This is a genomic window from Galbibacter orientalis DSM 19592, assembly GCF_000260115.1.
Taxonomy (GTDB): domain Bacteria; phylum Bacteroidota; class Bacteroidia; order Flavobacteriales; family Flavobacteriaceae; genus Galbibacter; species Galbibacter orientalis.
Map to the genome: position 1 here is coordinate 465,903 of NZ_JH651380.1, position 12,273 is coordinate 478,175.

The window sequence follows — 12,273 nt, forward strand, 5'->3', positions numbered from 1 at the left end:
AGGAAAGCTTAGGAGTTATGCGTATATAGCTCCAATAATTCCAATAATTACCCATATTACTCCCCAAATTTGTAATGGGAGAAAGTATAAATCATGTTTTTTGATGCTTTTTTTCTTAAAAATAAGCCCTAAAAGAAATGTTAGAGTTCCTGCTATAATTAAACTATAAAATAATATGGATAGAGTGGCATTACCGTTTTTTCCAAAAAAGCTTATGCCTAAAAGAATTATCGTAATTGGTATTAAAAAAGCTAGAATTCCCCAGCCACGAGATATAATCATTGTATGTTATTTTTCTAGTAGTGGAAATTCTTGCCAAACTGACCCATGTAATCCTGCGAAAGTGACCCACTGAATCCTATTTAAAGTGACCCGGGTATTCCTGTCTAAATTGACCCACCTCTAGAAAGAGCATGTATTAAATAACTTGTATGGTTATAATCAAGAAAAATAACCATGGCAAACATACATTTAGACATGCGAAAAATCAAACAACTATATCGTTTACATACTCAAGGAGTTAGTAAGCGGAGCATCAGTAAACAACTTGGTATATCCAGGAATACTGTTCGCAAATACATCGAATTATTACTAAAGAGCAAGCTTACAAGTGAAGAGGTTGATAAGCTTGGTTTTGAAGATTTACGTATATTATTGCATATTGATGAGACCCACATAACGACTCGTCATGAGTATGTTTTTAAGTTATACCCAGAGGTAAGCAAACGCCTTAAAAAGGTTGGAGTTACTCGTTACATGATCTGGGAGGACTATTATCAAAATAAAAAGGTATTTATCTCTTATTCTAGATTTTGTCATTTGTATAGAGTTTGGTCTCGTACTCAAAATCCAGTCATGCGATTTAACCATAAGGCTGGGGATAAAATGTTTGTGGACTTCACAGGAAAGAAATTAGCTATCATAGATCCCGCTACTGGTTTACTAAAAGAAATGGAAGTATTTATTGCTGTACTAGGAGCAAGCGGCTATACCTATGTAGAAGCTTGTCGTTCACAAAAACGAGAGGATTTTATTGGGTGCATAGTAGGTGCATTACATTTTTTCGGAGGCGTTCCTAGAGCAATAGTAACTGATAACTTAAAGTCAGCTGTTACAAAAAGTAGCAAGTATGAGCCTATCCTTAATGAGAGTTTATTGGCTATGGCAACTCATTATGATACCACGATACTTCCAACAAGAACCTATCGTCCAAGAGATAAGGCACTAGTAGAAAATGCTGTAAAGATTATCTACACAAGAGTTTTTGCTCCATTAAATGGGAATGATTATTATACCTTAAGTGCTTTAAATGAAGCTGTATTAGAACTCACGGGGAAGCATAATAAAATTAACTTTCAAGCAAGGGACTGTTCTAGGTTAGATTTATTTACATCTTTGGAGCAAGAAGAATTATTGCCATTGCCTACAGATAAATATCAACTACGTGCCTACCTAATGGGAACAGTATATAAGACCTCTCATATCCACATTAATAAAGATAAGCATTATTACAGCGTTCCTTATCGTTATATAGGAAAGAAGGTTCGCATCATTTATACAAAAGACACCGTTGAAATTTACTATAAGCAAAAACGGATTGCTGTTCATAAAAGAGGCTTAAAACGTCATGGTTACACTACCGATAGCGAGCATATGCCTTCAACACATCGTTATGTAGCTGATTGGAATCCTGACACCTTTTTAAATTGGGCTGAAGGTATTGGAGGCCATTGTAAAACTTTCATCACTTTATTATTAGGAAAAAGACAACATCCTGAACAATCCTATAAATCTTGTGCTGGTGTATTAGGGCTAGCTAAAAAAGTTGGGAATGAACGTCTTGATAATGCTTGTAAACGAGCTTTAGATTATGAACGCATCAATTATCAAAGTGTTAAAAGTATTCTTGAAAAAGGATTGGATTTTATACAGGAAGATACCAATACAGAATCTACAATCCCTAAGCATGGAAACATCAGAGGGGGCGATTATTATAAATAATTAAATCATTATAAATTATGAATGACCAAACATTACAACAAATGAAACAACTAAGGCTATATGGCATGCATAGAGCCTTTACGACAACACTAGAAGCAAATCATCTAGCATATACTAATGATGAGCTAGTAGCGTATTTATTACAATCTGAATGGGATGATAAACACAATAGAAAAATAGAACGATTAACCAAAGCAGCCAAGTTTAGATATAAAGCTTCTGTAGAAGAGATATCTTTTGAATCCAGCCGAATGATTGACAAAAACCTATTAATTAGGTTCACATCGTGCGAGTTTATTAAAAACAAGGAAAACATACTCATTACAGGAAGCACAGGTGTTGGTAAAAGCTTTATTGCCTCAGCTATTGGATACCAAGCTTGTTCTCTAGGGTATAAAGTCAAATATTACAATATCAATAAGCTTTTTGCTAAACTCAAACTAGCTAAAGCAGACGGTTCATACATGAAAGAAATCGATAGAATAGAAAAACAGGATTTGCTCATTCTTGATGATTTTGGACTTCAAGAACTTGATACTAATAAAAGACAAGCTTTTATGGAAATCATCGAAGACAGACATGGAAAACGTGCTACTATCATAGCCTCACAACTACCAATTATGGGATGGCATCAAATTATCGGAGAACAAACTATTGCTGATGCTATTTTAGATCGACTGGTACATGCAGCACATAGAGTGGAACTTAAAGGTGAATCCATGAGAAAAAAAGAAAAAACAATGATAAATTTTATATTTTTATAAGCACAAAACTGCTCTTTTTAGAACCTGTTTTACTATGCTCAATTTAAACAGGAATGGGTGGGTCAACTTTACAGGAATTTACAAATACAGGTGTTAATGCGGTGGAACTTTCACATATTAATCATAAAATTGGAGCCAGTGTGGGTTTACATCTTGACATTCCTATCTATGATGGGAACAGGCGAAAGTATATGCTGGATCAATATAAATTGAAAAAGGAAAATTTAGAAAGGTATAAGAAAAATGATGCCGTTAAGCTGAATAATGATCTAAAGGCATTGCATAATCAGGTAGACGCCTTACAGAATCAAATGATTCTGCTTAATAAACAATTGGATCAGTATGCCCATATCCAAGAAATCTATAAAGAAAAGTTCGTGCAGGGACAGGTTTCTATTGTTGATTATTTAAATGTGATTCAGAATTATAAATCGAACATGTATACCAAATTACAAGCACAAACAAATTTATGGCTTTTAAAAAGTCAGTTTAACTATACAAATTGGTAATTATGAAGATAGATATCTCAAAATTCTATTTGGTATTCATTTTTTTGATAATAGCGATTGGATGCAATACACCTCCTGTACCTCAAAATAAAGCTAAGACCTTTGTTAGGGTTCAAACAACAACAGTTAAAAAAGGTACTATTGATCAATATCGTTTATTTAATGGAGTTACCAAATATCAGCGAAAGGAAGCTATCCGAGCCAACGTAACTGGATATATTTCTACAATCAATTTTGAGGTTGGTAATTCTATTAATAAAGGGCAAGTTTTATGCTACATAAGAACAAAAGAACAACAAGCTCTTGGAGCTGCTGTAAAAATAGATAGTTCTCTGGCAAAACTTACCATTCCTATGGATATAAAAAGTAAGGCGACTGGGGTAGTTTCCATTATAAATTATAATGAGAATAGTTATGTTTCAGAAGGGGCTATTATAGCCACTGTTACACAACCAAATTCGTTGACTATACAAGTAAGTATTCCTTTCGATCAAAGTAAAGAAATAAACAAGGGAATGCCTTGTGAGGTTATTTTAAAAGACACCACCATCAATGCTAAAATTAGTCAACAATTGCCCATAATTGAACCTTTGACCCAAAATCAACAATTTTTAATTGAAATGCCAAAGATTGTTTTACCAGAAAGCTTAAAAGTACAGATTCGAATGTTGGGAAAAATAGCTATGAATGCGATGGTACTTCCCAAATCTGCCATACAGACTAATGAACTGCAAACTAAGTTTTGGGTTATGAAAGTTTTAAATGATTCTTTAGCTGTAAAAATTAATGTAATTCCATTATTGGAAAATGATTCTTTGGTTCAAATAAAATCAACTATGTTAGATTATAAAGATACTATTATTATTAAGGGAGCATATCAATTACAAGATACTACTGTAGTCCGTATTGAAAATCCAGCGCCATGAATGTTAACTTCGTAAAATACAAATATCCTTTTTTGATTTTGGCAATACTCATCTTAGCTGGTGGGCTTTTTTCTTACCAAAAATTAAAAACAGGATTGTTTCCGGATATCACTTTTCCAAAGATCAAAGTAATTGCTGATGCAGGACAACAACCAGTGGATAAAATGATGACAGCGGTTACCATTCCTCTAGAAAATGCATTGAGACGAACAGAAGGATTACAATATATTAAAAGTACTACCTCTCGTGGAAGTTGTGAGATTTCCGTATTTCTAGATTGGGATATGGATATTAATATAGCTAAATCTCAAATAGAATCCTATATTAATCAATCACAGGGAAGTATTCTCCCAAACACCAATTTTTTAGTAGAGAAAATGAACCCTTCCATATTGCCAGTTATAGGCTATTCTTTGGAAGGAGATAATTACTCTTTGGTAGATTTAAAGAAAATAGCTAAATATCAAATAAAGCCCTATTTGGCTGCAAGTCCAGGAGTTGCAGATGTGGTGGTGGTTGGGGGGAAGGAAAAAGAGTATCAGGTGGTATTGGATCCTGTAAAGTTCAATAAGTTTGGAATTGGTATTTCTACAGTTAAGAATGCTATTGTCAATGCCAATATTCTTCAATCCAATGGGTATATTGCAGATCATAATCGTTTGTATCTAACACTTACTGATAATGCCATAACTCAAAGAACCGATTTGGAAAATATCCCAATTATTAATACTTCCAGTGGATTTATTCGCTTAAAGGATATTGCTTCTATTGATATTAAAGAGGTAAAAGAATATGTTAGAATTTTGGCCAATGGGAAAAATACACCTCTTATTGCCATAGTGAAACAATCAACAGCCAATTTAATGGAGGTTACCACTGAAACAGAGAAAAAAATTGATGAATTGGCAAGCATTTTGCCCAAAGGAATTTATCTAAAACCTTACTATAAGCAAGCCGATTTTGTAGGTGAAAGCATTCGTAGTATAAAAGATGTCCTATGGATTGGACTTTTATTAGCATTGTTTGTTGTTGTTTATTTTTTAAAATCAATTTCAGCAAGTTTATTGGTGCTGTTTTCCATTCCTATTTCTTTATCGCTTACCTTGATTGGTTTAGATATTATGGGTTACTCGTTTAATATTATGACCCTTGGAGCTATTGCAGCTGCAATAGGCCTGATGATAGATGACGTGGTAATTGTGATAGAACAAATCCATAAAATTAGAGAGGAAAATCTTGAAGAATCTATTGGAGGGATTGTTCACAGAAGTATTCAATATTTATTTCCAGCAATGATAGGGTCATCTCTTAGCACATTAGTTATATTCATCCCTTTTATACTTATGACAGGAGTAGCAGGGGCTTATTTCAAAGTAATGGCCTTTACAATGGTTATTGCGCTCATTGCTTCCTTTGTCGTTTCGTGGTTGGTGTTACCCGTTTTAGCGATTTTTTTATCCAAGGGATCTCATAAAAAGAATATAAAGAGACAAAGTACCAAATGGATACACTTTATTTTAAGGCGTCCAATTATTGGAGTTTTATTTGCTTTTTTATGTGTTTTAATTCTACTGGCTGTTCCTTCTAGATTAACCACGGGTTTTTTACCCGAAATGGACGAGGGGAGTATTGTGTTGGATTTTAATAGTCCACCTGGTACAACCTTGGAGGAAACCAACCGAATGCTTTCAGAGGTTAATCATATATTGAACAATCAAGAAGAGGTGGAGGCGTACTCTGCTCGTATGGGAACTCAAATGGGCTTTTTTATTACGGAACCAAACCGTGGGGATTACCTCATAAAATTAAAAGATTCTAAAAATAAAACTACAACAGCCGTAGCCGATGAAATAAGACAAAAATTAGAGATGTCAATTCCGCAACTTACGGTAGATTTTGGCCAGGTTATTGGTGATATGTTGGGAGATTTAATGAGTTCTGTACAACCAATAGAAATAAAAGTATTTGGATCGGATGTGAAAACACTTCAAATACTTTCAAAACAAATTGCTGCTGAGATAAAACAGGTGGATGGAACTGTTGATGTAAATGATGGAGTAATTGTTGCCGGACCTACGCTCTCAATAATACCAAATACCTATACACTTTCTCAATTGGGACTTACAGCAAATGATTTACAATTACAATTACAAACCCAAATAGAAGGGATGGTAGTGAGTACTATATATGAAAACGAACAAATAGTGCCTATTCGTTTGATATATTCCAATATTAAAAATTTAGACATTGATAATATCAGGAATACTAAAATAATATTACCAAATGGATCATCAATTGCTATTGATAAAGTAGCTTCCATAACTTTAGGAAAAGGAGTGGCTGAAATTAATAGAGAAAACCAAAAATCCATGGGGGTAATTACTGCACGATTGGATCAGCGTGATCTAGGATCTGCCGTAGTGGAAATCAAGAATCTAATAACCGAAAAAATCAGTATTCCAAGTGGATATCACATAGCTTATGGGGGAGCTTATAAAGAACAACAACAGGCATTTCAGGAATTGTTATTAATTCTAATTAGTGCTTTTTTATTAGTCTTTATGATTATTCTCTGTTTGTTTCGAAAGCTTATTATTGCTATTATGATACTCATTATAGGAGTGCTCGGGGTTGCAGGTTGTTTGTTAAGTCTTTTTATTACAGGAACCCCATTGAATGTTGGAAGTTATACAGGGATTATCATGATTGTTGGGATTTTAGGGGAGAACAGCATCTTTACCTATTTACAGTTTTTAGAGACAGATACAAAGTGGTCTGTTTTAAAAAGGATCGAATATGCCATAGCTGAAAGGTTGCGACCAAAGCTAATGACAACTACCGCCGCAATGATGGCTTTGATTCCTTTGGCACTTGGTATCGGAACGGGTGCACAATTACATCAACCATTAGCTATTGCGGTTATTGGAGGGCTACTATTTGCTTTGCCACTTTTATTAGTGGTATTGCCTACAATGCTTGAATACATTGAAAAAAAGAGAAAGTGATAAAAGGAATATTGATTTTTAAATTGAAAGAACTAACTTTAATACTATGAAAATATTAATTGCAGAGGATGAATTTTCTTTACAGCAGTCTATTGCCATTTATCTTGAAAAGCAAGGGAATGTGTGCGAAGTGGCTTCAGATTTTAATGAAGCGTCTTATAAGGTGTCACTATATGATTATGATATTGTTATACTGGATCTCAATTTGTTGACTGGGAGTGGGATTGATATCTTGAAGCAGTTGAAGAAGGAACAGGATGCTAATACCGCTGTTATTATTATATCTGCAAATAATTCTTTGGATGATAAATTAAAAGGTTTGGATCTCGGAGCAGATGATTATTTAACAAAACCATTTCATTTAGCGGAGCTTAATTCCCGAGTAAAGGCCATCTTAAGAAGGCAAAAGTTTGGAGGAGGTACAATTGTTGTTTTTAACGAGATTAAAATAGATACTGATGGACATGTGGTTACAGTGGGAGAAAAAGTGATTGTACTCACTAAAAAAGAATATGATTTGTTACTTTTTTTTGTAACCAATAAAAATAGGGTACTATCCAAGGAAATTATAGCAGAACACCTCTGGGGAGACAACAGTGATTTAATTGACAATTTTGATTTTATTTATGTGCATGTCAATAATTTACGAAAAAAACTCACGAAAGAAGGAGCAAAATATATTAAAACAGCCTATGGAAGTGGGTACAAATTCATAGATGATTAAATGAATAAGAATAGGAAAAAGGTAGGTCTCATACAAAAGACTTCCAATATTTTTATAATGGTAAGCTTACTGTTAATGTCTTTAAGTTCAATTGCGCTTTATTTTTATTTACGAAATATTTTGGAAGTGGAAATTGAGGAGCAGTTGTATTCTACAGCTGCTAGGATTGAAAGTTCACTGGAAGCGGGTAAAAATCCATATTCATTGCCGCCAGCAGTAGAAGTAGCTACTTCCAATAAATCTCTTCCTGATATTTTGAAAGATACCTTAATTTATGACCCTTCACAAGATGAGATAGAACTTTTTAGGGAACTTTCAAGTTTTAAAAAAATCAATAATATTAATTATAAAATCACAGTGCGTGATCTTGTAGTGGAATCTGAAAATATATTGATGGCCATAATTATTTCCTATTTATTAATTATTATAACGGTATTTGTAGTGTTGTATTACTTTAACAAAGTAGGAAATTCCTATTTGTGGAAACCATTTTTTAATACGTTGGAACAAATAAAAGAATTTTCTCTATCCACTAAAGAACCAGTAGCACTGTCAATCTCTAATATTAGAGAGTTTAGTGAACTGAATACCCAAGTAAAAATACTTACTGATAAAGTAAGGGGAGATTATAACAATCTAAAGCAATTTACAGAGGATGTTTCCCATGAATTACAAACTCCCTTGGCCATCATGCAGGTTAAAATAGAGAGTGTTATAAATGATGCACCATTAAGCAACCAACAATATGATCAGTTGACATCCATTCAAAAAGATATTAAGCGAGTAACTCAAATGAATAAGGGATTGACACTGCTTACAAAAATAGAGAACAATCAATTTATAAACCCAAAACAAGTTTCATTGACTTCTATCGTAGAGGGGAATATTGCTAATTTTAAAGAGATATTCCAACAAGATATTCAGTTCGTAAATGAAAATGAGCTTTTGGTGACTATGGATTACCATTTGGCAGAAATTCTATGTAATAATTTAATTTCCAATGCTATTAAGCATCACATAGGTAGTGGGGATATAGTTATTGAAATTACTAAAGAGCATTTATCTGTATGTAATAAGGGGGAGAAACCAATTTTACATGCAGATCGGATATTCAATCGTTTTTATAAAGAAAATGAGAGTGTGAAATCCACTGGTTTAGGGCTTGCCATTGCAAAGAAGATTTGCGATATGTATAATTTTAAGCTTACCTATACATTCGAAAAAGGATTCCATATATTTTTAGTTCAATTTTCATAAATAACTAAGTGTTAACCACTAAGTAATAATTTAATTTTCCACTTTAAACCATCTTTAAATTTGCTTTTTAAGTTTATCCAAAATTCAGACATAATGGATAAAATAAAGATACGATTGTTGTCTTCCTTTTTGGCAATATTTGGTGTTTGCGAAGCGCAGGAAAAAATAACAATTTCTGGAAAAGTAAAAGATAATCAAACCAATGAAGTATTACCTTTTACTTCTGTAACAGTAAATAAAGAAACTTCTGAGACGTTTGTAGTAGGAACAATTACAGATGAAGCGGGTAATTTTCAGATAGAAGGATTGGCATTGGGAAATTATAGTATAAACATCTCTTTTGTAGGCTATGAGCAATCGCAACGGATGATTTATGCAAGCGGAATAAATACCACTTTTAATCTAGGAGTAATTCCGTTGAATCCCACATCCGAAACTTTGGAAGCGGTGGAGGTTTCAGTAAAAAGAGAAGTGACCAATGCTGCATTAAGTAAAAAAAGTTTTTCACTTACCGATAATATTGCTAATTCTGGTGGCTCGGTATTGGAAGCTATGAAATCAATGCCCGGGGTTACTTTTGATCAAGATGGAAAAGTGTTGTTGAGAGGGAGTGATAAGGTTACTGTGCTTATAGATGGAAAACAGTCCAGTTTAACTGGGTTTGGAAACCAAAAAGGATTGGGAAATATTCCAGTTTCAAATATTGATAGGATAGAGATCATTAATAATCCTTCGGCTAAGTATGATGCCAATGGCTTGGCGGGAATTATTAATATCATCTATAAAGATGAGCAAGAAAGAGGATTAAATGGAACTGTAGGACTTTCATCTGGGATAGGGGCTTTCAGTAAGCGAAAGGAGGATCTCCCGACCGATCTGGGTTCTTATTATATGAATCCGAAATTAATTCCAAGCATAGATTTTAACTATAGAACTAAAAAGTTCAATTACTTTTTTCAGTCAGAATTTATCATTCAAGAAGCGCTTCCCAATAATGAGTATACCACTAGATTCTATAATGATGGAAGGAAGATTACATCCCAAGTTCCTGAGAACAGAAAACAGTTCAGGGTTATCTTAAAAGGAGGTATTGATTGGAATTTTAATGAGAATAATAGGTTTACTTTTTCAGGGATGTACGATAGAGAAAAACATATAGATACCTCTCAAGTAGCTTTTATCAACCTAGCCTCCAGTCAAAGAGAACGCTATTATAACTGGAAAGAAGAAGAGATAACAAGTAACATTAATGTGGTAGCAGATTATGAACATTCATTTTCGCAGCCTGGGCAAACCTTTAATGCAAACCTACAATATACAAGAGGTTTGGAGGATGAAAGTTATTTTTTGAATGATAGTTCTTCCATTCGGTTGGGGAGGGATGTTACGCATATAAAAGCGGTAGAACATACCCTGGGAGTGTCAGCTAATTACGCACAGGCACTAGCAGCTGGGAAGTTGGAGGTGGGCACCAAAGTTAGAGTTCGCCGTCTTCCTGTGGATTATATTGTTGAAAGAGGAAATAATTCAATTATTTATGAAGGGCTCGGGGATTATTCCGATTGGGGAGAGAATCTCTTTGCAGGGTATGCAAACTTTGTATATGAAAGAGCACATTTTGAAATAGAAGCAGGTTTAAGAGCTGAGTATACCGAGGTTTTTTATACTCTCGACCCTACAAATATCTACTACAATTCCAACGACGATTACGACTATTTTAAATTTTTTCCAAGTGTACGATATACTCAAAAGCTGAACCAAAATAACAATATATCCCTTTTTTATAATCGTCGAATTGATCGTCCTGGAGAAGCAGAACTCAGGATTTTTCCAAAGTATGATGACCCTGAACTCTTAAAAGTAGGGAATCCCTATTTACGTCCTCAATACACAGAATCTATAGAATTGGCACATAAATTTTCATGGACCACAGGTTCTTTATTTTCCGCTTTATATCACAAAAAGATAACCGATGAATATCGAAGAATTTATAGTATTGATGATTCGAATCCAACGTATGATATTATCAATAGAATATATCAAAATACAGGAAAGACGTTGTCAAGCGGAATAGAAATACTTTTTAATCAGGATATTTCCTCTTATTGGGAATTGGGTATGAGTGCAAATTTTTTTAGAAATAAGGTAGCAGCTTATACTGGAACTGTCTTGTTTCCCTATGAAAGATCCTTTTATATAGAAGAATCTAAGGCAAATGCTACTATTTTAAAACTAACCAATGAATTTCAGCTGCCTTGGGAGTTACAATTTCAAGTGGTAGGGCTTTATTATTCACCAAAAAATATACCGCAAGGAAAGGAGCTTTCTCGTTCTTCGGTAGATATTGGAGTGAAGAAAGTCGTATGGAATAAAAAAGGAGAGGTTGCTTTTTCAATGAGTGATATTTTTAATACTTATGGCATTCGACAAGAAATAAACGAAAGCGATTTTACTGCCTTATATCAGAATTATTATGAGACACAGATTGCGAGAATATCTTTTAAATATAAGTTCTAACCACTTAAACATTCCTTTAGAATTAGTTCCTAATTTTAATATTATTAACTAAAAATAAAACTTATAATGAAAGTATTAAAGTTATTATTTATGGTGGTCTCAGTAACAGGGTTAAGTGCCTTTGCCATTAAAAAAGAGGTGCCAGAAAAAGTAGAAGAAGCATTTAATAAAAAATTCCCTGAAGCTAAGGCCGTACATTGGGATCAGGAATCTGATCATGAATGGGAAGCAGCATTTAAATATGGTGGACATCGGTATTCAGCCAATTTCATGGATGATGGTACGTGGAAAGAAACAGAACATGAAATTAAGTTGAAGCAATTACCAGACAGGGTTCGAATTTCCTTATTTCAAAAGTTCCAAAATTATAAAATTAAAGCGCAAGAAATTTCGGAAACAACTAATGGTATTCTATACGAATGTGAAATTAAAAAAGGAAAATCCAAATTGGAAGTAGCTTTTGATGAAAAAGGAGAATTAAAGAAAAAAGAAGTGTTAACAGGAGAAGATGAAGATTAGGTTTTGATTGTTTCGTATTGATGGGATTTGAATTTATTTTCAAATCCCATT

10 protein-coding genes are annotated in these 12,273 nt (G+C 33.7%); 9 read left to right on the plus strand and 1 reads right to left on the minus strand.

From position 1 onward, the window contains the following. Window positions 1-15 precede the first annotated feature (15 nt). Window positions 16-282: a hypothetical protein gene (locus JOOMADRAFT_RS19140; RefSeq protein ID WP_008616341.1), complete on the minus strand. Its 267-nt coding sequence runs from the start codon at window positions 280-282 to the stop codon at window positions 16-18. Window positions 283-456: 174 nt separating this feature from the next. Between JOOMADRAFT_RS19140 and istA the strand changes: the two genes are divergently transcribed. The 9 genes from istA (at window position 457) to JOOMADRAFT_RS19185 (ending at window position 12,222) form a co-directional block, all read left to right on the plus strand. Continuing rightward, window positions 457-2,001, plus strand: coding sequence for an IS21 family transposase (gene istA, locus JOOMADRAFT_RS19145; RefSeq protein ID WP_008610833.1), 1,545 nt, complete (start codon window positions 457-459; stop codon window positions 1,999-2,001). Window positions 2,002-2,018: 17 nt separating this feature from the next. Further along, window positions 2,019-2,765, plus strand: coding sequence for an IS21-like element helper ATPase IstB (istB, locus tag JOOMADRAFT_RS19150; protein WP_008610832.1), 747 nt, complete (start codon window positions 2,019-2,021; stop codon window positions 2,763-2,765). Window positions 2,766-2,818: 53 nt separating this feature from the next. Then, complete coding sequence (locus JOOMADRAFT_RS19155; protein ID WP_040880307.1) at window positions 2,819-3,274, plus strand: TolC family protein; 456 nt, start codon at window positions 2,819-2,821, stop codon at window positions 3,272-3,274. 2 nt (window positions 3,275-3,276) lie between these two features. Then, window positions 3,277-4,200 (plus strand): efflux RND transporter periplasmic adaptor subunit, encoded by a 924-nt coding sequence (locus JOOMADRAFT_RS19160; RefSeq protein WP_008616342.1) that lies wholly within the window; start codon window positions 3,277-3,279, stop codon window positions 4,198-4,200. Beyond that, window positions 4,197-7,205 carry an efflux RND transporter permease subunit gene (locus JOOMADRAFT_RS19165; RefSeq protein ID WP_008616348.1) on the plus strand — a complete coding sequence of 1,003 codons (3,009 nt, stop codon included), beginning with the start codon at window positions 4,197-4,199 and terminating at the stop codon, window positions 7,203-7,205. The genes JOOMADRAFT_RS19160 and JOOMADRAFT_RS19165 overlap by 4 nt, the downstream gene beginning before the upstream one ends. Window positions 7,206-7,251: 46 nt before the next feature. Next, entirely contained in the window at window positions 7,252-7,929 is a 678-nt protein-coding gene (locus tag JOOMADRAFT_RS19170; protein ID WP_008616351.1) for a response regulator transcription factor, read from the plus strand. Continuing rightward, window positions 7,930-9,186: a sensor histidine kinase gene (locus JOOMADRAFT_RS19175; protein WP_157136799.1), complete on the plus strand. Its 1,257-nt coding sequence runs from the start codon at window positions 7,930-7,932 to the stop codon at window positions 9,184-9,186. Between the two features lie 93 nt (window positions 9,187-9,279). After that, window positions 9,280-11,703 carry a TonB-dependent receptor domain-containing protein gene (locus tag JOOMADRAFT_RS19180; RefSeq protein WP_040880310.1) on the plus strand — a complete coding sequence of 808 codons (2,424 nt, stop codon included), beginning with the start codon at window positions 9,280-9,282 and terminating at the stop codon, window positions 11,701-11,703. A gap of 66 nt (window positions 11,704-11,769) precedes the next feature. Beyond that, complete coding sequence (locus tag JOOMADRAFT_RS19185; RefSeq protein WP_008616360.1) at window positions 11,770-12,222, plus strand: PepSY-like domain-containing protein; 453 nt, start codon at window positions 11,770-11,772, stop codon at window positions 12,220-12,222. The last annotated feature ends 51 nt before the right edge of the window (window positions 12,223-12,273 follow it).